Annotated in this window: 19 protein-coding genes and 1 pseudogene; 8 read left to right on the forward strand and 12 right to left on the reverse strand. The window is 45.7% G+C overall.

Features of this window, described 5'->3' with window-relative positions; translation table 11 throughout:
- Positions 1–8: 8 nt before the first annotated feature.
- From R8269_RS04440 to R8269_RS04460, 5 genes are read right to left on the reverse strand one after another with little or no spacing between them, the layout of a single operon-like run.
- A complete protein-coding gene (locus tag R8269_RS04440) occupies positions 9–1,148 on the reverse strand; it encodes an enoyl-CoA hydratase/isomerase family protein (protein ID WP_169628813.1) in 1,140 nt (379 codons plus the stop codon).
- Between the two features lie 8 nt (positions 1,149–1,156).
- A complete protein-coding gene (locus tag R8269_RS04445) occupies positions 1,157–1,942 on the reverse strand; it encodes an enoyl-CoA hydratase (protein ID WP_318222465.1) in 786 nt (261 codons plus the stop codon).
- 38 nt (positions 1,943–1,980) lie between these two features.
- On the reverse strand, positions 1,981–3,135 hold the full coding sequence (locus tag R8269_RS04450; RefSeq protein ID WP_169628815.1) for an acyl-CoA dehydrogenase family protein: 1,155 nt from the start codon (positions 3,133–3,135) through the stop codon (positions 1,981–1,983).
- A 19-nt stretch (positions 3,136–3,154) separates the two neighbouring features.
- Complete coding sequence (locus R8269_RS04455) at positions 3,155–4,648, reverse strand: CoA-acylating methylmalonate-semialdehyde dehydrogenase (RefSeq protein WP_318222466.1); 1,494 nt, start codon at positions 4,646–4,648, stop codon at positions 3,155–3,157.
- Positions 4,649–4,671: 23 nt separating this feature from the next.
- On the reverse strand, positions 4,672–5,883 hold the full coding sequence (locus R8269_RS04460; RefSeq protein ID WP_025767662.1) for an acetyl-CoA C-acyltransferase: 1,212 nt from the start codon (positions 5,881–5,883) through the stop codon (positions 4,672–4,674).
- A gap of 275 nt (positions 5,884–6,158) precedes the next feature.
- On the opposite strand from R8269_RS04460, the gene R8269_RS04465 reads away from it, so the two are divergent.
- The 5 genes from R8269_RS04465 to R8269_RS04485 all read left to right on the forward strand — a co-directional run bounded on the left by R8269_RS04465 (position 6,159) and on the right by R8269_RS04485 (position 11,176).
- On the forward strand, positions 6,159–6,533 hold the full coding sequence (locus R8269_RS04465) for a MerR family transcriptional regulator (RefSeq protein ID WP_017821195.1): 375 nt from the start codon (positions 6,159–6,161) through the stop codon (positions 6,531–6,533).
- A gap of 66 nt (positions 6,534–6,599) precedes the next feature.
- Positions 6,600–7,769, forward strand: coding sequence for an isovaleryl-CoA dehydrogenase (locus R8269_RS04470; protein ID WP_169628816.1), 1,170 nt, complete (start codon positions 6,600–6,602; stop codon positions 7,767–7,769).
- Between the two features lie 25 nt (positions 7,770–7,794).
- Positions 7,795–9,399 carry a carboxyl transferase domain-containing protein gene (locus R8269_RS04475; protein ID WP_025767660.1) on the forward strand — a complete coding sequence of 535 codons (1,605 nt, stop codon included), beginning with the start codon at positions 7,795–7,797 and terminating at the stop codon, positions 9,397–9,399.
- Between the two features lie 29 nt (positions 9,400–9,428).
- Positions 9,429–10,268 carry an enoyl-CoA hydratase-related protein gene (locus tag R8269_RS04480; RefSeq protein WP_042521092.1) on the forward strand — a complete coding sequence of 280 codons (840 nt, stop codon included), beginning with the start codon at positions 9,429–9,431 and terminating at the stop codon, positions 10,266–10,268.
- Positions 10,268–11,176: a hydroxymethylglutaryl-CoA lyase gene (locus R8269_RS04485; protein ID WP_042521094.1), complete on the forward strand. Its 909-nt coding sequence runs from the start codon at positions 10,268–10,270 to the stop codon at positions 11,174–11,176. Before R8269_RS04480 ends, R8269_RS04485 begins: the two co-directional genes overlap by 1 nt.
- Before the next feature lie 46 nt (positions 11,177–11,222).
- On the opposite strand, the gene R8269_RS04490 is transcribed toward R8269_RS04485, so the two are convergent.
- The 3 genes and pseudogenes from R8269_RS04490 to R8269_RS26675 form a co-directional block, all read right to left on the reverse strand.
- Positions 11,223–12,101: a DMT family transporter gene (locus R8269_RS04490; RefSeq protein WP_005375761.1), complete on the reverse strand. Its 879-nt coding sequence runs from the start codon at positions 12,099–12,101 to the stop codon at positions 11,223–11,225.
- A 391-nt stretch (positions 12,102–12,492) separates the two neighbouring features.
- Positions 12,493–13,029, reverse strand: a complete 537-nt coding sequence (locus R8269_RS26670) for a methyl-accepting chemotaxis protein (RefSeq protein WP_372036153.1) — start codon at positions 13,027–13,029, stop codon at positions 12,493–12,495.
- A pseudogene (locus tag R8269_RS26675) lies at positions 13,027–13,806 on the reverse strand (PAS domain-containing protein); the annotation flags it as partial. The gene R8269_RS26670 and the pseudogene R8269_RS26675, both read right to left, overlap by 3 nt.
- Positions 13,807–14,581: 775 nt before the next feature.
- On the opposite strand from R8269_RS26675, the gene R8269_RS04505 reads away from it, so the two are divergent.
- Positions 14,582–15,022, forward strand: coding sequence for a phosphate-starvation-inducible PsiE family protein (locus tag R8269_RS04505; RefSeq protein WP_005375731.1), 441 nt, complete (start codon positions 14,582–14,584; stop codon positions 15,020–15,022).
- A gap of 420 nt (positions 15,023–15,442) precedes the next feature.
- On the opposite strand, the gene R8269_RS04510 is transcribed toward R8269_RS04505, so the two are convergent.
- Both R8269_RS04510 and R8269_RS04515 read right to left on the reverse strand, forming a co-directional pair.
- On the reverse strand, positions 15,443–16,051 hold the full coding sequence (locus tag R8269_RS04510; protein ID WP_054576790.1) for a MarC family protein: 609 nt from the start codon (positions 16,049–16,051) through the stop codon (positions 15,443–15,445).
- A gap of 279 nt (positions 16,052–16,330) precedes the next feature.
- On the reverse strand, positions 16,331–16,756 hold the full coding sequence (locus tag R8269_RS04515; protein WP_017635733.1) for a TraR/DksA C4-type zinc finger protein: 426 nt from the start codon (positions 16,754–16,756) through the stop codon (positions 16,331–16,333).
- Positions 16,757–16,946: 190 nt separating this feature from the next.
- Between R8269_RS04515 and zigA the strand changes: the two genes are divergently transcribed.
- The gene (zigA, locus tag R8269_RS04520; RefSeq protein ID WP_005375723.1) at positions 16,947–18,146 is read left to right on the forward strand and encodes a zinc metallochaperone GTPase ZigA; all 1,200 of its coding nucleotides are present in this window, start codon (positions 16,947–16,949) and stop codon (positions 18,144–18,146) included.
- A gap of 147 nt (positions 18,147–18,293) precedes the next feature.
- Here the strand turns inward: zigA and R8269_RS04525 are convergent, their stop codons facing one another.
- Positions 18,294–19,508, reverse strand: a complete 1,215-nt coding sequence (locus R8269_RS04525; protein WP_054576791.1) for a CobW family GTP-binding protein — start codon at positions 19,506–19,508, stop codon at positions 18,294–18,296.
- 523 nt (positions 19,509–20,031) lie between these two features.
- A complete protein-coding gene (locus R8269_RS04535) occupies positions 20,032–21,291 on the reverse strand; it encodes a peptidoglycan DD-metalloendopeptidase family protein (protein ID WP_054579012.1) in 1,260 nt (419 codons plus the stop codon).
- A 147-nt stretch (positions 21,292–21,438) separates the two neighbouring features.
- On the opposite strand from R8269_RS04535, the gene R8269_RS04540 reads away from it, so the two are divergent.
- Entirely contained in the window at positions 21,439–22,311 is an 873-nt protein-coding gene (locus tag R8269_RS04540; RefSeq protein WP_053303731.1) for an aspartoacylase, read from the forward strand.
- The last annotated feature ends 112 nt before the right edge of the window (positions 22,312–22,423 follow it).

The following is a 22,423-nucleotide window of genomic DNA, read 5'->3' on the forward strand; positions in this document are numbered from 1 at the left end:
CATTCTCCTTATTGACCTAGTGTTTGTTCACCCAAATTAGCAAGCGGATGCTCGTTATCTGACCAAAGCGAGGTAAACAAAGTATCGATAACATCTTCATCGACTTCACTGACACTGTTAAATATCCAGCTCGGCTCGCCATCCCGGTCAATGAGCCGAGAACGGACGCCCTCTTTAAACTCACCTAATAAGGCACTGCGAACCGACAAACTCAACTCTAAACGGAAGCAATCTGCAAGCGGTAAGCTCTGGTACTCTTTCACTTGTCTAAAGCAAATATGCGCGGTGATCGGACTGCCCGATGCGAACGTTTGTTTCGCGTTTTCTATCCACTGGCTATTCCCGTCGATAGCCATGATTCGCTGTGCTATCGCATTAAGATCAAAGCCTTTGCACGCTTCCTCTATCTGATCTAAGTATGGACCAATTTGCGTGGTTGGTTTGCTATCAATAACCTGTTCTTCCATTAATTGTAGTAGCGCAGTTACCAACTCTTTCGCATCTTCTTTGCCCCACCGGAGCCGCTTTAGCTCATCCAGTAAGGTGGGATACTGCTCTTCCAACAGTAACCAATCGGCCAAATCAATAGTGACAGCGTCACTTGAATTCACCATGGAACCTGTCAATCCGAGGAATAAACCCACTTGCGGATCTATCTGGCTTAAAAACCACGTACCTCCCACATCGGGATACAGTCCAATATTGATTTCTGGCATAGCAAGGCGTGATGTTGTTGTCACAACTTTATGGCTGGTTCCCATAAAAAGCCCCATCCCACCGCCCATGACAATACCTTCTCCCCAACCGATAATGGGTTTGTTGTAAGTGTGGATGAGATAGTCACACTCATACTCCAACGAGAAATAGTCCGTACAGAACTCTACGATTTTTTCTTTACTCTCGTTATGCATGACGTGATACATAGCTCGAACATCGCCACCAGCACAGAATGCTTTTTCTCCAGCGCCAGTGAGTACCACACAAGTCACATGCGGATCGTCTTGCCACTTGATAAGCTGATCGTTAAGTTGGACTAACATGTCATACGTTAATGCATTCAATGAAGCGGTGTTGTCTAACGTTGCGATACCAATGCGGTGCACGCCATCGAAGCACTCTATTTCACTAATGGCTACCATCCCTGCCATGTGGCCTCCTATCGGTTTTTCCATTGCGGTGGGCGTTTTTCTAAAAAGGCGCGAACACCCTCAACTTGATCTTCCGTATCAAAAAGATTCAGAAACAACTCTCGCTCTTTCATTAAGCCGTGCTTAAGTGGCGCAGAGCGCATATTTTGAATGAGCGCCTTACATGCGGCGACAGAAGATGGCGACTGGTTCGAAACAGATTCAGCAAGCTCCATCGCTTTACTTAAAGCTTCGCCTTTGGAGACCAACTCCTCAGCCAAGCCTAGTTCTTTTGCTTTGTCAGCGCTGACTTGCTCTCCACATAAAATGATACGCTTTGCCCAGCCTTCCCCTACTAACGCTGTGAGGTTTTGGGTACCGCCAGCGCAGGGCTTAAGTCCGACTTTGGCTTCAGGTAAAGCAAGTACCGCTTGCTCTTCAACGACTCGAATATCACAAGCTAATGCCACTTCTAAACCTCCACCCATGGCGTAACCATTAATAGCGGCAATGGAAACACCACGGAATTCCGAGAGCGTTTCAAACGCTTCACCAAAGCATCGCGCCATGTCTAACGCAACCGCTTTGTCACCGTCAGAAAACAACTTGAGATCCGCACCAGCAGAGAAAAACTTTTCTCCACTGCCGGTTAAAACCAGTGCGTAGACCTGCTTATCATTGTTAAGTGTGAGTATCAGCGACTTCAGTACCTTGAGGCTCTCTGATGTCCACGTATTGGCTGGCGGGTTGTTCATCGTCACCACCGCAACGTGATTAGTGATCGTATGTTGAATGGCTTCTTGGGTTAATGGCATATCTGAATCCTTTCTCAATGAGCAAATCCAATACTTCGCTACAGCAAGGCCGATTCCTCAGAGAGCAAACGGCGCGCGATGATCAAGCGCATGATTTCGTTCGTTCCCTCCAGAATTTGATGCACACGCACATCTCTGAAATGACGCTCCATTGGATACTCTTTGATGTAACCATAGCCGCCATAAAGCTGCAGCGCTTGGTCGCAAACCTGAAAGCCCACATCGGTTGCGAACCGTTTTGCCATCGCGCAATAAGCCGTGGCATCTGGGTCATTTCGGTCGAGCTTGCTGGCGGCATAGCGCACTAACTGCCGAGCAGCCACTAGCTCTGTCGCCATGTCTGCTAATTTGAATTGTAAGGCTTGAAACTGCGCAAGCGACTTGCCGAACTGCTTACGCTCCTGAATATACTGTGTCGCCTGTTCAAGGGCCTGTTGAGCCGTACCGACGGAACAGGTCGCAATATTTATACGCCCTCCATCAAGCCCTTTCATCGCAAAGACAAAACCTTGCCCTTCTTCGCCCAGTAAATGGCTAGCTGGAATAACGACATTTTCAAAAGTAACCGCTCGTGTTGGCTGGCTGTTCCAACCCATTTTGGGTTCTTTGCGCCCATAGCTGATACCATCAGCGTGAGCAGGGACAACAAATGCGGACACGCCTTTGGCACCCGCTTCTCCAGTTCTCGCCATCACGACCAAAACATCTGTCTCTCCTGCGCCAGAGATAAAGGTTTTGCCGCCATTCAGCACGTAAGTATCACCTTTTTTGCTCGCGGTTGTGGTCAACGAAGCGGCATCCGATCCCGCATTAGGCTCGGTTAAGCAATAGGAGCCTAACCACTCCCCCGTAACTAATTTCGGACAGAACTGCGTTTTGGCTTCATCGGTAGCAAAACTGGCTATCATCCAACTGACCATGTTGTGAATCGTCATAAACGCCGTAGTGGACGTACATCCCATGGCCAGTTGTTCAAAGATAATTGAAGCATCCAAGCGACTCAGCCCTAGGCCACCTTGCGCTTCTGGAGTGTAGAGACTGAGAAACCCCAGTTCCCCCGCCTCTCTCAATACGTCTTTGGGGAAGATCTGCTTTTCATCCCACTCCGCCGCCATCGGTGCTAAACACTCATCGGCAAATTGCTGAGCGGTATCGGCAAATGCACGTTGATCTTCATTAAGTTCAAAGTCCATAAAAGCTCCTTCTATTCACTCAGCGCAGTTGGATGGTCAGATTGAGCCCCGTTGGAATATCGTCATCAAACCAACGCGCCGTCACCGTTTTGGTCTCGGTATAAAAACGTACCGCTTGTTTACCATACGCATGTAAATCACCATAGAAACTGCCTCTCCAACCAGTAAAGGAGAAAAATGGTAAAGGGACTGGAATAGGCACATTGATCCCAACCTGACCGACTTGAATGTCATGCTGATATTTTCTCGCAGCAGCGCCATTAGCCGTAAAAATGGAAGTGCCGTTCCCGTATGGGTTGCGATTCACCAACTCAATGGCCTCTTGCAACGTTTCGACTTCCATACAAACTAAAACAGGGCCAAATATCTCTTGCGTGTAAATCGACATATTCGCTGTTACACCGCTAAACAAGGTTGGGCCAATCCAGTTTCCATCGGGAAAGCCTTCCACTTCACACTGACTGCCATCCAGTTCACACACTGCGCCTTGTTGTTTGCCATCTTCGATTAGGTCCAATACGCGTTGTTTGGCTTGCTCACTGATCAGTGGGCCATAAGCAGCTTGCTCATCGTCCCAAGGCCCTGGGTGTACTTTCGCCATTGCCTGTTTAAGGTCTGTAATCCATTGTTTTGAATCGCCGACAAATACCGCAACAGAAATTGCCATACAACGCTGCCCCGCCGCCCCAACGGAGGACCCCACTAAGTTATTCACCACTTGTTCCTTGTTCGCATCAGGCATGATCACCATGTGATTTTTAGCACCAGCAAAAGCTTGAACGCGTTTAAAGTGTTTCGTACCCGTAGTGTAGATATAACGGGCAACAGGAACCGAGCCAACAAATGACACCGCTCGAATATCAGGATGAGCCAGCAGAAAGTCGACTTGCTCTTTGCGGCCATGAACGATCTGCAACACCCCTTTTGGCGCGCCGGCTTGCTCAAATAGTTCGGCTAAACGAATAGAGGTCAATGGCACTTGTTCGGAGGGTTTGAGCACAAACGTATTGCCCGCAGCGATGGCGATTGGGAACATCCACAACGGAATCATGGCAGGAAAGTTAAACGGCGTGATCCCACAACACACACCTAAGGGCTGAATCATTGAGTAACTATCAATATCCGTGGCAACGTTTTCGACGGTTTCTCCCATCATGTTGCTAGCAATGTTTGCCGCCTGCTCAACCACCTCGATACCACGCCACACATCGCCTTTGGCATCCGCTAAAATCTTACCCGTCTCATGAGAAAGCAGTGTGGCAAGCTCATCATGATGTTCTTTGAGCAAGTGCTGATAGCGAAGCATGACTCTGGCACGCTCGGATACTGCCACTTCCTTCCAAGATTGGAATGTCTCTTTCGCATTATCAATGGCGGCTTCCATCTCGTGCTCTGTGGAACATGGAACGTACGCAATGACATCATTAGTGGCGGGATTGGTTACCTCAACCCAATCCGATGTTTGAGATTCACGAAACTCGCCACCAATAAACAAGGGAACCAAACGAGTCATCATTTACTCCTTTCTGATTTCAATTAAAGCGGTATTTCAATGCCTATCGCCGTGGCTTCTCCACCACCGATACAAAGTGACGCAACACCCCGCATCACTTTTTTGGCTTCGAGATCACCATTGGTGCCTAACGCTTGTAGCTGACGCAAACTGTGAATCAATGTCACCAGAATTCGTGCGCCACTAGCCCCTATCGGATGCCCAAGCGCACAGGCTCCACCTTTAATATTTACTTTGCTCGTATCTAGTCCAAGTTCCGCCACCGCTATTTGTGTCACGACGGCAAAGGCTTCATTGATTTCCCACAGGTCCACTTCATAAATTGACCAATCTAGCTGGAACAGCAGTTGCTCAATTGCGTAGACGGGTGCCAAAGTAAATTCTGCAGGTTTTCTGGCATGTGTAGAGTGCGCCTTGATGATCGCAAGTGGTTTAAGCCCCTGATGACGCGCAGTGTCTTCATCCATAAGCACAAGAGCCGCTGCGCCATCTGAAATGGCACTCGAATTAGCAGCGGTCACCGTACCTTTTTCATCGAATGCAGGTTTGAGTTGAGGAATTTTACCAAGGTCAATCGAGCGAGGGTGCTCATCGTAGTTCAGCACCGCTTGTTCTGACTTGGTATTGAGTGAAACCGGCGAAAGTTCATCGGCAAACAAGCCTCGCTCTTGAGCTTCCAACGCACGTTTTGCCGACATCACGGCCCATTCATCCATTTGCTCTCTGGTGAACTTAAGCCTGTCAGCGACTTGCTGAGCATAAACACCCATTAAGTGCCCTTCGTAAGCATCTTGTAGCCCATCGAGAAACATGTGGTCATACGCAGACTGGTGCCCCATACGCATTCCCTTTCTCGCCTCCCTCAGCAGATACGGCGCATTGGTCATACTTTCCATACCACCAGCAATGGCAGAGCGAATCGTTCCAGCTTTAATGAGATCGTGCGCTAACATGACGCTCTTCATGCCAGAGCCACACACTTTGTTAATGGTGGTGCACCCTACACCCAAAGGAAGATCTGCCCCCATAGATGCTTGCCTCGCAGGAGCTTGTCCACACCCTGCTGGAAGCACACATCCCATGAACACTTCATCCACCGAAGTCACATTCACTTCGTGCATTGCCGCCTTGATCGCCAGTGCGCCTAATTGAGGAGCAGAGTAAGTTTGCAACTTGCCTTGAAAGCGCCCAATTGGCGTTCTTTTCGCGCTGACAATCCAGATGTCTTTTCCCATGATTCGCATTCCCTTAAGGTACATGTGAACACTTGGCAGACTGATGACACCCTACATAGAATTACTCACCAAGCGCCACACCAGCCTTTATCGCCTTTTTCACTAACAAACTTTCATTCCGCGATTTCTTGACGTTTACGTAAGCATAGCACTAGCCTTTACAATGAGATGAAAAAACACACCAAGCAGACGTTTATATTTCAAAGTTGATGTTCGGCCTTCCCATTTAAGGTTCGATTTCCAGAAACTGGATTTTTATTCGAGGTAAGTATGTTATGGAAAAATACAAGATCAGTGACCTCGCCAAGGAGTTTGATATTACTACTCGCAGTATCCGGTTTTATGAAGACGTGGGTCTGATTGAACCAGAGCGAAAAGGCAATATGCGCGTTTATCAACGCAGGGATAGAATTCGCCTCAAACTGATTTTAAGAGGGAAACGGCTCGGTTTTTCGCTGGCAGAAATTCGTGAACTTTTCGAGCTCTACGACATGCAACAAACCGAAGGACAGTTATTGAAAATGCTCAATATCATTGAAGAGAAACAAGCCGTCCTACAACAACAACTCAACGACATCAGCGTCGTTATGGCTGAGTTGAATGCCGCTAAGGAGCGTTGTATTCAAACACTCAAAAGCAAGCAGACATAAACGCTATACTCAATTAGCAACACCGCTACCGGCTTTTCCACCTTACCTCTGATACCGGGAGACGTTATGAAAAGCACCTATACCCCACTCAATTTCGGACTTGGTGATACCATCGATATGCTCCGAGAACACGTTAATGCCTTTGCTACGGAACACATTGCGCCCATCGCCGCTGAGATAGACCGCGATAACCAGTTCCCGAATCATTTATGGCCTTTGTTGGGAGAAATGGGGTTGCTTGGTGTGACCGTCGATGAAGAGCTTGGTGGTGCAGGCATGGGATACCTCGCTCATGTTGTTGCCATGGAAGAGATTAGCCGTGCCTCTGCGTCTGTCGCTTTAAGCTACGGCGCTCATTCTAACCTGTGCGTCAACCAAATCTTTCGTAACGGCACGCCTTCTCAGCGCGAAAAATACCTTCCCAAACTCATTGATGGTACGCACGTTGGCGCCCTAGCGATGAGTGAGCCCAATGCTGGTTCAGACGTGATAAGCATGCAACTGAAAGCGGAGAACAAGGGCGACCATTTTGTACTGAATGGCAACAAAATGTGGATAACAAACGGGCCCGATGCTGACGTAGTGGTGCTTTACGCTAAAACGGATGTCAGCGCAGGTTCACGTGGCATTACCGCATTCATTATTGAACGTAACTTCGCAGGTTTCACTCATGCTCAAAAGCTGGACAAACTAGGCATGAGAGGCTCGAATACTTGCGAACTTGTATTTAACCATTGCGTAGTGCCAAAAGAGAATATTCTTGGCGAGTTGAATCAAGGCGTCGAGGTGTTAATGAGTGGGCTGGATTACGAGCGCGTCGTCCTCGCTGCCGGACCACTCGGGATAATGCAAGCTTGCATGGACATTGTGGTCCCGTACGTACATGAACGAGAGCAGTTTGGAAAATCCATTGGCGAGTTTCAGTTAGTTCAGGGCAAGATCGCCGATATGTACTCTCGAATGAGTGCAGCAAAAGCGTATGTATATACCGTCGCAGCGTCTTGTGATCGAGGTAACGCAACACGCAAAGACGCCGCTGGCGCGATTTTGTACAGTGCAGAACTCGCCACACAAATGGCACTCGATGCAATACAACTGCTCGGTGGGAATGGCTACATCAATGAATACCCTGCTGGTCGTTTGCTACGTGATGCAAAGCTTTATGAAATCGGCGCGGGTACCTCAGAGATTCGCCGCATGTTAATAGGCCGAGAGTTGTTCGAAGAATCTCGCTAACGGAACATACGACAAGGAAGTCATTATGGCCATTATCAAAAGTAAAACTAAGCCAACTGACGAGTTATTTCTTTCCAATAAAGCTGCGATGGAAACGTTGGTCACTCAACTTAATCAACACATCGAGACCATCAAACAGGGCGGCGGTGAAAAAGCCATTCAGCACCAGAGGCAAAAAGGAAAACTCCCCGCACGAGAACGCATCGCGCGCTTGCTTGATGACAACACTGACTTTCTTGAAATCAGCCAGTTTGCCGCCTGGCAAGTGTATGACGAAGCGATCCCCTGCGCTGGCGTTATCGCCGGCATTGGTATCATAGAGGGGATTCAATGCATGGTCATCGCCAACGATGCTTCGGTAAAAGGCGGAACCTACTACCCACTCACGGTAAAAAAACACCTTAGAGCGCAAGAGATTGCCCAACGTTGCCAACTCCCCTGCGTGTACTTGGTGGACTCCGGTGGCGCAAATCTCCCTCATCAGTCCGACGTCTTCCCCGATAAAGAACACTTTGGTCGCATTTTCTTTAACCAAGCGAGAATGTCGGCGAAAGGCATCCCCCAAGTTGCTGTTGTGATGGGGCTTTGCACTGCTGGGGGCGCGTACGTTCCTGCCATGGCGGATGTGTCCATTATGGTTAAAGAGCAAGGCACCATTTTTTTGGCGGGGCCACCTTTGGTGAAAGCGGCCACTGGCGAAGTCGTGACGGGTGAAGAGCTCGGCGGTGCAGACGTGCATTGTCGAAAATCTGGTGTCGCAGATTATTACGCTGAAAATGATGAACATGCCCTAATGCTTGCGAGAGAAGCCATTGCCAATGCCAATAGAACAAGACCTGTTAAGCCAGAAAACACCGTGCTTCCTCCCCGCTACGACGCAGAAGAAATCTACGGAATTGTGAATGCCAACTTACGACTGTCATTCGACGTTCGAGAAATTATTGCCCGCATCGTCGATGATTCTGATTTCGACGAATTCAAAGCCTTGTACGGCAGAACGCTAGTGTGTGGCTTCGCTCGTATTCAAGGACACTTGATTGGTATTGTGGCAAACAACGGTATCTTGTTTTCTGAATCGGCACAAAAAGGCGCGCACTTTATTGAGCTGTGCGCCAAACGGAAAACACCGCTTCTCTTTCTCCAAAACATTACCGGCTTTATGGTCGGAAAAAAGGTTGAAGAAGAAGGCATCGCAAAACATGGCGCCAAGCTAGTGATGGCAGTCGCTTGTGCTGACGTGCCGAAGTTTACCGTGATCATCGGTGGATCGTACGGCGCTGGTAATTACGGCATGTGCGGCCGAGCGTATGATCCAACCATGATGTGGATGTGGCCGAACGCGCGTATTTCTGTTATGGGCGGAGAACAAGCAGCAGGCGTTTTAACACAAGTTCGAAAAGACGCGAAGGAACGTCAGGGGGAAGAGTGGTCAGAGCAAGAAGAGCACATTTTTAGAGAATCGATCATAGGCTTGTATGAAACACAAGGACATCCCTATTTTGCGAGTGCTCGGCTATGGGATGACGGAATTATTGACCCTAAAAAAACGCGTCAGGTGTTGAGTCAAGCGTTAATGGCAGCATTAAATGCCCCCATTCCTGATAGCGAGTTTGGCGTCTTCAGAATGTAAACATCCAAAGATGAATTAAGGAAGTTAGTATGCAGGAAATGCAACCAAGCATTATTCCCAACGCCCAAAGGCAAGATGATGTTCTTTGGCATGTCGATGATAATGGCGTAGCGACCATTACCCTAAACAGAACAGCTAAACACAATGCTTTTGACGCTTGTACGATCGACTTGCTGATCCACCGCCTAGATTATCTCGCTTTACGAACGGATGTGCGGTGCTTGGTATTAAGAAGTAACGGCAAGCACTTTTCATCCGGGGCCGATTTGAATTGGATGCAGTCGATGGCCGACAGCACGAGGCAAGATAACTTCGTTGATGCCCAAAACTTGGCAAGACTCATGGAAACATTAGATTCGTTCCCTCAACCCACCATCGCAGTTGTTCAAGGTTCCGCTTATGGTGGTGCTTTAGGGTTGATTTGTTGTAGTGATATCGCCATCGCAAGCCAAAGTGCCAACTTTTGCTTAAGTGAAGTTAAGCTTGGTTTAGTTCCAGCGACCATTGCGCCTTACGTCATGCGCGCGATGGGGAATAGACAAGCTAGACGCTATATCTTAAGTGGTGAAGTCATTTCAGCCGAAGATGCCGAACGGTTTGGTATTGTGCACGAAGTGAAAGAAGCCAAACAGCTTGAAAATGCGGTCGATAGCGTAATCAAGACGTTGCTACTGAATAGCCCAGATGCGATGCGTAAAGCGAAAACGCTCTGCCATCAATGTCATCAAAACCCCATCGATCAACAACTGATTCACTATACTAGCAAGCTCATTGCGGACATTAGAGTATCACCCCAAGGTCAAGATGGGCTGCAAGCGTTTCTTGAAAAACGTAGCCCAAGTTGGGTCACCAAGTCACAGGACAAGTAATGCTACCTTCCAAAGTAAAGATTGTCGAAGTAGGTCCTAGAGATGGGTTGCAAAATGAACCTCCTGTTGCGACCCAGACTAAAATCCGGCTGATCAACTTACTCTCTGATACTGGGTTAACGCATATTGAGGCGGGCTCTTTTGTTTCGCCCAAATGGGTGCCACAAATGGCGGACTCAACAGAGGTCATGAAAGCAATAACAAGGCGAAATCATGTTACTTATTCAGCCCTGACACCAAACCTAAAAGGCTTCGAACAAGCCTTGGAGGCTGGTGCCAATCAGGTCGCGATTTTCACTTCATCATCAGAAGGATTCTGCCAACACAATATCAATTGCTCGATTGCAGAAAGCCTAACTCGCTTCGAACCTGTAATGCGATTAGCCACCAAACACGGCATCCCTGTTCGTGGCTATCTATCCTGCGTTGCCGACTGCCCTTACGATGGCCCGACAGCCCCTAAACAAGTGGCGAGCGTGGTAAAATCACTCATCGATTTAGGGTGTTATGAGGTGTCTCTAGGCGACACAATCGGTACAGGCACGCCAAACCGTATCGCTGCTATGCTGGAAGCCGTCATGTTGGTTGCACCTCTTCCCCAGCTTGCTGTCCATTTCCACGACACATGGGGACAAGCTCTCACCAACATTTATCAGGCATTGAGTATGGGCATCAATACCATCGACAGTAGTGTAGCTGGGCTGGGTGGATGCCCATACGCTCATGGCGCATCAGGAAATGTCGCAACGGAGGATGTACTGTATTTATGCCAAGGGTTAGGAATAGAAACGGGGATCGACTTAGAGCTACTGGCTAAAGCTGGCTGGATGATCAGCGAAGAGCTGGGTCGGCAGCCTACATCAAAAGTGTCATTAGCATTGCGTAACCGCGTATTATCACTTTCGTAGAAGGCCATCCGGCACCTCAAATTCTCCCAACCCAAGTTAATTTGCTCTACTTTCGAGTAGGGAAGCGAAACCGCCCGCCAGTACGATAAATAATTAGAGAAAATAAGATAAGCACACAACCTACTAGTTTATTTGCCGTTAGCACTTCGCCATACCACAGCACGCTCAGAATAACCGTCCAAACTGGTTCTAATATCATAATTAGAGCAGCGTTACCTGCCTGAACAAATTTTTGCCCCATGGTTTGCATTACGTAACGCAAGCTCGTCGCTAATAAGGTACTCAACGCAAACCACCACCAAATAGAGGAGTCCACCTCAGCCGGGAAAGATTCCATAAAAAATGAAACCAACAAACCTAAGCAACCTGCTGAAAAAAGTTGCACGCAAGTAAGCAGCAGCACAGGTAGTTTTTGAGAGTATTTGCTGTTCACATTAAAATGAAGCGCCAAAACCAGTGCTGCACCAAGAAACCACAATTGACTGGCCGATTGTTTCCAGCCACCAACTAAAGAAAGACAAGCAAGACCTAATACAGCGATAGGCAAAGAAAGCCAGAAAATTCGTTGTGGTCGTTGACGAAACATAACCCATGCAACAATCGGCACAAACAGCATGGAAAGGCTCATGATAAATGCGCCTTCCCCAAGAGTATCACTGATAGAAATAGCGTAAATCCATGTCATAACGGCACTGCCTAACAGGAGCCCGACACCACCAGCAGAAAGCACATCTTTTAAGTTTGCTTTCAGCAAAGGTCGGTAACATAGAGGCAGTAAGCAGAGCGAAGCGATAGTAAATCGCGCCCCAATAAAGCCAAAAGGTGGTAAACCCTGTATTGTTTCCTTAGAGAATATCCAGCCAAGTGCAGCGATCATCGTCGTCGCAACCAGAATAACCGTCGCTTTGCGTTCTGAGTTAAACATAAGTACTCACAAAATATGGAACACACAATAGCGCAGCAAGAGAGTTTTACTGCGCTATTGTGTAAATTTGAAAGGGGTTTGTGTCGAGCGAAAAAGTGAAAGCCCGATCCTCTCCTGTATTGTTGTCACGCAGATTGAAGTTCTGCTGCTAGATACATTAAATGCAGGCAAAGTCTTAAGGCAAGCCTTTTCGCATACTAAATTACTTTAGCATTCTATACAGCAAGCAAACTGGCTAAAACCTGTACCGGGTGTCGAACTACCTCCCCTTCAAAACGCTTAACTTGACTGCGGCAGGAGTAGTATTGCGACTTCAGCGCTCCTCAATACAGGTTGAATAAGGCGAATTGCTTTTTACCCATCGCCCCGACAATGAAAACTTATTGATTAACTACAACGAGCGGTTAAATTGCTCCACGGCCTCTACAACACGGCTAGCGCCATCTTGTATTTCATTCATCACATTGCCTGCTTTTTCAGAGAGCTCTAGCGTATCTAGTGCTTCTTTTTGGCATTTAGCGATCAGCTTAACTGCGTTATCTGTTCGCTGTAGGTTTTCACTGACCATTGTGACAATTTCATCGGTGGTTGCATTGGTTCTTGTAGCAAGCTGTCTGACTTCATCAGCAACAACGGCAAAACCTCTACCATGCTCACCCGCACGAGCCGCTTCTATCGCCGCATTTAACGCCAATAAGTTAGTTTGGTCAGCGATACCACTGATGCTATTTACCAACTCGCTAATACGCGATGAGTGCGCTTTAAGCTCGTCAATCGCGGTGTTCGCTTGCTGCATTTGCTCGGAAAGTATCTGCATCTTTTCTAACGTTGAGCCTATAACCTCTTGCCCTTGCAGGGTTTGTGTTCCAGTTTCTTGCGAGATTTCATTCGCCAATTGCGCAGCCTGGGCCATTTTCTGTTCCTGCATCACCTGCTGGGTAATATCTGTCGCGAACTTAACGACCTTATAGAGCTCTCCTCTGTCGTTATGGATTGGGTTATATGAAGCCTCTAACCACACCTCTTCACCATAACGGTTAACTCGTTTGAATCGCTCTGATGAAAATTGCCCTTTTGCTAAACGTTGCCAAAACTCACGGTAAGCTTGAGAGCTCGACTCTTCCTGATCACAAAACATGCGATGATGCTTCCCTAGAATCTGATCAAGCGTATAACCCATTGTGTTTAGGAAATTATCGTTGGCTTTTAAAACATGGCCATCTAATGTGAACTCAATCACCGCCATAGAACGACTTAATGCATTTAGCATGTCCTCTTGCTCACGAGATGATTTGATCGTTCGCGTAAGTTCAGAAGCAAAAACAAAAAAGCTTTCTACTTCTCTGTGCTCATTTAAAACAGGCTGGATAATCGTTCTTAACCAGGCTTCCTCACCATTACCTTTCTGTACTTGCAATGCCCCATTCCAGAACACTTTATCTTGGACGGCTTTCTTCATTCGATGAAAGTGATCTGTATTGCGCGAATTTGACGGTACCAATTCAGTAATTGATTTCGTTAAGATCTCATCATCATGTAAGAAAAGTTCTTGCTGTAGCTTAGTATTTGCAGAAGTAATGATGCCTTTACTATCCAATGTTAAGCGGATCATCTCTTCATCTAAACTGGTTTGGATTTGCTGCAGGATTTGCAACTCCTGCTTTAATCGTTGATTTTCTTGTTGAAGCGACTTATTAAAAAACATGACTTTCTCTCATTTGACCGACCTTCGGATTAGTCAAAGGTTTATTATTTGTATACCGAATAAACTGCAAGCGGCAAAATCGTTTGGTTGCATATTCAAACGCGATTTCTATTTCTTATCAAAGGACCCCGCAGGGAATACGGCGATTTTTTCTCCAGTGTAACCTAAGCGCAGTATACTGAAATTTCTTCAGCGCCCAAGCTGTTTATATATTTATCAATATTAAAGCTCTTTATCGCCAATTTGAGGTTTGTATTTGTGGATATACTTATATGGAGAAGTGGTGTGTTCAGATCAATAAGCCTTTTCATTTAAAAAAAGGGCCTTGACTTAGTTCCAATAATTTTCGCCATTTTACCGCTTTTCCACCCGACTTTTGAGCGATTACCCACTCCTTATTCGCTTGTATTTCTATTAACAACGCACGGAGGAACCAGCAACAAGCGCATCGATTTGCCCAGTATCAATACGTTGTGGTATCCGCTCATTCAGTTTGCCGTGAAGGTGATGAATCACCACCTCACCAGTCGACTCGTCACGATCAGAAATGAGGCAATGAGGTAATGAGGTAATGAGGTAATGAGGTAATAACGCATGACACCAGAGATTACATTATGTGTCCAACATTGTGCCCACTCCTAAGTTTCATAACTTCCTTCCCTCGGACGCTTCTATCTCTCACCACAGCAACTATGCTTTAAACGACATGTATTCAATTGTCTAGCTTCAACATATGAAGGTTAAGTGAACATAAACAAGCGAAGGAAACAGGGCCATGGAAGTCGATAAAAATGATAAGTTAACAAAAAAATTACAGATAGTGATTCATTGGTCTGTAAGAGTATTGTCGATAGTTATGTTGTTTGTAATCGTCATGGGTGTGATAGATGTTGCATGGACGATATATCAAAAACTTATCACGCCACCTAAACTCATTCTGACGATTTCAGATATGCTAGCCACTTTTGGTGCTTTTATGGCCGTTTTAATTGCTATTGAAATTTTCATCAATATAACTATTTACCTGAGAGAAAATGTTATTCATGTAAAAATCGTCATGGCCACCGCGCTGATGGCAATCTCCCGAAAGGTCATTATTATAGACTTTGAAACCTTGTCTCCAATGTACCTGATTGGAATTGCGGCTGTAGTTCTTAGTATGAGTCTTGGTTACTGGCTGATCCATAAACTGCCCAATAAGAGCCATACTGAATAAACTTCTCAGCCTCCCGACTTTTCAGATACTCTCACGGCATGAAAAAGTCTTGTCTTGGCACGTTGAAGCTAATAAATTCCTCCATGCTAGGCTCTATATACTGCGAGACTACAAGATTATAGAGTAGTGCCTAAGCGGAGAAATTATCGATATTGTTTTCTAGCAGCTAATCTTTGAGTATTGGCACAGCTCAATGGGGGCAAGTGTTGCTCCAGTTCCCCCATCTGATATATACCCTCAACATCTATGCATTTTACTTTCAACTTTTCCGTGGTCCTCTTAAACAAGGTCGTCACGAGTAGCCTGAAGGATTACATCCGGCTAGAAGTAACAGCCAGAAAAGTGATTGTCAGGTGGTCGGTCATCTCGCCGTAAAATTAGCTCTTAACGTATACCTTCAGCTCAGTTTGCGAAAAAGCCTTAAAGGTCAAAGTAACTTTCAATCCCATTCAGAGTGTTGGTCGTGGCCACAGCGGCTAATATCAACCCCATGATCCGACTTACAGCACTAGCTCCTGTATTCCCAATAATCCTGTGTATGCCGCTGGCCATTAATAGCAAGATATAAACAACCAATAGTACCAGCAGCATCATAGCCACGGTCTGGACTTGCTCCCAAATATTAAACCGCACGTTCTCTGTGAGTAAAACGGCGGCTAATATTGCGCCAGGGCTAGCAATTGATGGAATGGCTAGAGGAAAAACTGCTGTATCATGATGACTATTGAGCGTTCTGATTTCTTCTGCTGGTTTACTCTCACCAAATATCATAGTCAAAGCAAACAAGAACAATACGATACCGCCCGAGATTTGAAACGCAGACAAGGGAATACGCATTGCTGTAAGTATGATTTCACCAGCAACAACAAAAAACAGTAGGATAGCAGCGGAGAATAGAGTCGCAAACAGAGCGACCTTACGCTTTGCCACTTCTTCATAGCTTTTTGTGGTTGCGATAAAAACGGGCACAGTACCTATGGGATCGATGACAGCAAAGAAAAAGATAAAAGTTGCCACAAAGTCAATCATGCTACTTCTCCAGTACCAATTTAGCTTTAAGGATAGAAGATCAGCTTGAAGTAGCAGAGAAAATGTTTGACGCTAACATAGCGAGAGCTCATTCAGAAAAACAAAAATGGTGCGTTATTTACAATACAGAACTTACTTCTATCCTATCGATAACTATTAATATCTCAAAGGTAATGACTACCATACCTAACGGTAGTCGCCATCGCTTTAGACTTCTCAGAGAACATCAAAAAAAACAAGTGAACGAGAAGAATATCGACGTCATAAGATAGTGAGGCTTTAGTGTTTATACCAGTGCTCTTTTGACTCCATTTGAGCTTTTACTTCTGCACTATATTCAGCAGTAGGTCGTGCCAATAACCTTGGAATGCCGATAGGTTCTCCGGACTCTAAACAATAGCCATACTCCCCTGTGCGCAAGCGAGCCAACGATTGTTGAATCTTAGGTAACAACTTTTGCTCTCTATCTATGATTCTTAATGCGATTGCAGATTGCTCCTCACTGGACGCCCTATCGCTTTCGTCACTGAATTCCATTGGCGCAATCATCTCTTCTTTCGCGCGTTCAATATGCGCTAACGTCGATTCATAAAGCTCAAATAATCGGTTTTCAAAAAATGCGAGCTGAGCTTCATTCATATAATCCGCCTCGGGCGCTGCAAGAATTTCTTCTTCTGTCATGACATGCTTTTTCTCTTCGTTCATAGAACCTCCACACCGAGATAAGAGTTCGCTCTCTAAATTCCGTACATCTGAATCTGTATAACTTAACGACGAATGAATGCGCCAATAAGGTGCAGTACTCGACACAGTCACAAACTGCTTGATGCCAGAGTTAAGATCACCGACTATATTAATTGTTATATTATAACATTACACTATAAAGAGCATGAGCATGAACACCCAGAAACTCCCTGTTACGGTTTTGTCCGGCTTTCTAGGCGCAGGAAAAACAACCGTTTTAAGTCATATTCTTAACAATAGACAAGGCAGAAAAGTGGCGGTCATCGTCAACGACATGAGCGAAGTCAACATCGACGCAGCGACCGTTCAGAATGAAGTTTCTCTCAACCACAGTGAAGAAAAGTTGGTTGAAATGAGTAACGGCTGCATCTGTTGTACCCTGCGTGAGGATCTACTTGAAGAAGTTACTAAACTCGCGCAAGAAGGCAGATTCGATTACTTAGTTATCGAGTCCACTGGCATCGCCGAGCCACTCCCCGTTGCAGAGACTTTTACTTTTGCCGATGAAAACGGGCTCTCACTTTCAGACGTTGCACGTTTAGACACCATGGTTACAGTAGTTGATGCGATTAACTTTCTGCGTGATTACGATGAAGCTAAGTTCTTAACAGAGACAGCCGAATCCTTAGGTGAAGACGATGAACGCAGCGTCGCCGACTTGCTCGTTGATCAAGTAGAGTTCGCTGACGTTATCTTGATAAGTAAAACCGACCTCGCTGAGAAATCAGAAATCGAAAGGCTTCTTGCTATTCTTAAAACTCTCAATACATCGGCCACTATTCTTCCTATCTCGAATGGTGAAGTAGAACTTGATGCGGTACTCGACACACAAAGCTTCAGTTTTGAAAAGGCACAACAAGCCCCAGGTTGGTTGAAGGAAATGCGAGGCGAGCACATACCTGAAACCGAAGAATACGGCATTTCCAGCTTTGCCTATCATGCGAGACGCCCTTTCCATCCAGAGAAGTTTTACGACTTCCTCCACAATGCGAAAGATTACGGCAAACTGATTCGTTCCAAAGGTTACTTTTGGCTAGCAACCAGACCAGAGTTTGTCGGCCAATGGAGCCAAGCGGGAGGCATCGCACGTTATGGTGTTGCGGGTATGTTTTGGAAAGCGATTCCGAAGGAGGAGTGGCCGACGGATCAAGATTACCTAGATGCTATAAACGACATTTGGCAAGAACCATACGGCGATATGCGACAAGAATTGGTGTTTATTGGTCAGGGATTAGAGCAAGAGAAATTGATTGCTCGTCTTAACGAATGCTTGTTAACAGAAGATGAGATGGAGCAAGGGCTCGACTATTGGTTATCTCTGGAAGACCCTTTCCCTGAATGGGAACAGTAAACGACTGAGATACAAAAAAGCCTCCCACCATTCGGGAGGCTTTTTAGTTACACTGAGCCAATTTTGTTATATAGAACCAACGCAGCAAGTCCGTCTTGGAACAAGCTGAGATTCAAGCATGCAGCGAGGGAATCCTCACCAGCGCATTCAAACCGTCTTCTTCTGGCTCAACTTAGCTATTTTCTTTGGCCAAGGATCTTCAAATGTTGCCCCTTGTTGCCATTGCTCCAATTCCCCTTCCGTTAAAAAGCAGTTTTCCAGCGCATCAATAAACGCATCGACTTCGTTTTCCTGCCCAATCACCGTTAAGCGACAACGACGATCACCAAAGCGGCTTTCAACACTGTCTATCTTATCTTGCAGGATTTGACGATGTTCCTCAGTGAAGTTTTGCGATTCGTCATTGATTACCGAAGCGCGCCAAAAGCCTGTAATTTCAAGCCCCACATTGCCGCTTGCTTGGCTCCAAAGCAGTGAAACATCGTCTCGAGTTGGAAACCAAAAGAACCCTTTACTGCGGAACACACCTTTAGTTAAATACTGGTGGCAGGTATTCCACAAACGCGCAGGATGAAAAGGTCGATCATCTTTGATCACTTTCGCGACAAGGCTTTGTTCGTCTTTATCAGAGAGATTCAACGGCTCATTCACCGTCTCACGAAGTTCTGCGATTAACTGCTCAACAAGGAAGAAATTGTAGTCTTGCTCACCTTTCAACATGCGGATATCCAAGTTTCCCCACGACGTTTTGATTATCTCGGTGTAAACGTTAAGCGGGTGAATCGCCTGCGCGATGTTGCGAACGGTATTGTCGTCCACTTTGTCCGTCTTGGTGAGCATGATACGGTTTGAGAACATGATTTGCTCTACCAACAAGTTTTCAACGCCGCGAACACCCTGCTGCACGTTCTCCTGCCACTTAGGGATTAAGGCAGAACCTTGTCGATAGTCATCTCGCAACCAAGTCGCATCCACCAACGTAATTACGTCTTTGAGTGCGAATTGTGCGTTACTTTTGAAGTACTCGACCAAAGGTAAAGGATGACTACTGCCCGACGTTTCAATCACAACCCATTCTGGCGATTTTTCTGCGCAGAGCTTTTTAAGGGCTTTATCGAGCTGCTTTACACCACTCAGGCTGCTGATGCTGTCTCCACTGATCGTAACAAAGTTGCCCTGCTCTTCACTCACCGCATCGGTATTTAAGATAAGCACGCCATCGACGTCTAACTCACTCATGTCATTAACAATAACGGACAGATCAATACCAGAAGAATCGGCTTGTTGAAGAATGTTGCGTAAAAACGTGGTTTTCCCGGACCCGAGAAACCCATGCAAAATGGTGACTGGAATTGATGGCATACTTTTGACCTACAAACTCTGGATGAACGCATGTTATAACATAACAGCTTAGTGAGTTATAGAAGGAATCCAATTGCTGTCTTAGACGCAAAACTTAAGAATCGGTAAAGATCACAGGGGCTGATTTCTCAGAACTCTCCTTCGTTTCTCATCACGTTTCATCACCAGCAAAGGTCTGACTATTGATAAAAATAATAAGTGGTTACAAAACGACCATTGCTTTGTTTATAAAATTGGAGAAAGATGACAATACAGCGATTTATAGGAGGTGGTGTTATGACTTTAGTTCTTACCGTTCTTATTTTCCTAAGTTGTATTGCGATGCTCGCGATTGGTGTGATGTTTTCACGTAGGCCGATCAAAGGCGGAGGTTGTTGCAAAGTGTCCGATGTTGCGGATGTGGGCGCACGTAAAAGAAAAAATCGCAGTCATTATTCTTCTAGGAACACATATTGACACTCACCTATTGCTCCAACCTCACAACACAAAATAGCATAACTGAGCCCTAACAAATTGTCGGGACTCAGTTTTTCGTTTCTACTAGATAATCAAACTCTGATACTCGCGCCAAAAACGAAGGTTTCTGGATGTTAGGAAGCGACTTCGCGATAGGTAAGTCGGCTTTCATTGCATCAACCGGACGATTACGAACTAAAACTTCAAAATGTAAATGTGGTCCGGTTGAACGACCAGTATTCCCAGAGAGGGCTATTTTTTGCCCACGCTTTATAACTTGACCTTTTTTAACCAAGATTTTATTCAAGTGTAGGTAACGAGTTTTGTACACACTGTTATGTTCAATCACTAAATAATTACCGGCATAAGGGTGCTTGCGGACCGCAATTACTTTTCCATCCCCAGTAGAATAAACTGGCGCACCGATTGGTGTCGCGAAATCCGTTCCGTTATGCGGGGTGACTCTTCCCGTCACTGGGTGTTTACGCTTAGGGTTAAACCCAGAGGTGATTCGGCGGTATGCCCTATCGACAGGATAACGGTTAAACGCTCGCTCCAAACTGTTACCAGCTCTATCATAGAACCGTCCATCCTCGGCTAGAAATGCAGCGACTTCGCCCCTCGCTAAGTTAAAAGAAATAGCCTTAATCTCACTATTGCCAGTTTTGTGTTCACCTAAATATTGCTGTTTCACTAATATATCGAAACGGTCACCGGCTCTAAGAGATCGCGCAAAATCAATCTTATCTTTCATCACCTGCGTAATATTTGCGACGTGGCCTGATGCCAATCCTACTCGATGTGCCGAGACTGAAAAACTCCCTTTGATTTCTCCCGAAAATAAGGTTTCACGCCATTCCCCTGAAATTTCCTGAAATTCGTAAGAGAAGGAGCCATCGTTTTCTCTAGTGTAGATAGCCTTCTCTACAAGGCTCATATGATAAATTAGTCGACTCAATTGCCCCATGTCATCCATCACTAATTCAAGCTCTTCTCCGGGCTGAATCATATCTAGCTGGAGGTGATCAAGATCAACTGAGAGAATTTGCTGCAAAATACCGTAAGGGAGACCCAATTGAGCGAAGATACCACTGAGCGTATCTCCCACTTTAACTATATAGTGTATTTGTTTAGGTTTAGGCAACGGAGTCAAACTGACATCTGAGGGAACCACTATCTTTGATGATGGAGGTGGTGACGAATCACTGCTTTGATTCAGTTGAACGCTGTGACTATCTTGATTTGGCTCATCCTCTGTAGGTAGAAGCAAAGCGACCGAAAAACAAAACACAGCAACGATTAAAGCAATAAATTTAAACTGACTCATGAGAAACTAAGTAACAATAATAACGATTGTTATGTTATAACATATCTAAGATTGCTTTTACTCAGTTTAGTAAACGTTTATTCAGTTCACTGGATTGGCTAAGAGAAGACCAGTCATTCAACCCATTCTCTTTGAGAAGGATCAATAATGAACACATTCAATTCAGCACTGATCGTTGCAGGAACACACGGAAACGAACTTTCTGGTATTTATTTACATAAACTAATCAAAGAAAAACGTTACTCTGTCAATAGATCAACCTTTTCAGCCTGCTCGATCATCGCAAACTCCGAAGCAGTAAAACACAACGTCCGATACATCGATACAGACTTAAATCGCGAGTTCTCAGCAATGAATAGCAATCATTGTCCTGATTTGCATGAAAGCAAGATTGCACATCAATTTATCGAGAAATATGCAAACCAAGAAAAACTGTTGATTGTTGACCTGCACAATACAACAAGCAATATGGGAGCGACGTTGATTTTGCTTTCTAACGATGTGTTTTATCGGAAACTGGGCGCGTACGTCAAACAACGAATGCCATCAGCACATATCCTTTTCGAAGAGCGAAAAGAATGGCAAGAGCAACCTTACCTTTGTACTGCTGGGCAATATGGAATAATGATTGAGGTCGGGGCGCAAGCACATGGTGCGCTAGAGTACAGTACGTTGGAGTTGATGAAACAGATGCTTACCGCAGTATTGGACTATGTTGAAAAGCACAACCTCAACCAAATAGGCTTACTGAGCGATTATGAGGCGTTTTTTTACACCGAAGAAATCAGGGTTCCACTTGATCAAGAGGGTATGCGGCAAGCACTAGTACACCCTACTATTTGTGGCAGAGATTTTGAGGCGGTCAAACCAGGAGCACCTTTATTAGCGACTTTCGCTGGTTATGATATCCATTGGAATGGCAAAGGGGAAATTTACCCGCACTTTATCAATGAGAGCGCCTACAGTACCGCAAATATAGCAATGGCCCTCGCTAAAAAAAGACGTGTTTCTTCCGTGTAACTTAAAGCAAGTAATTAGGCCACGTGTAACGTGGATACCTCACCCCATGAATAAAACTGTGCCTGAACCGCATAGGCAGAAAATACGGGTACTAACCCCACCCTAATACGGC

It is taken from the genome of Vibrio sp. Vb0667, assembly GCF_033391095.1.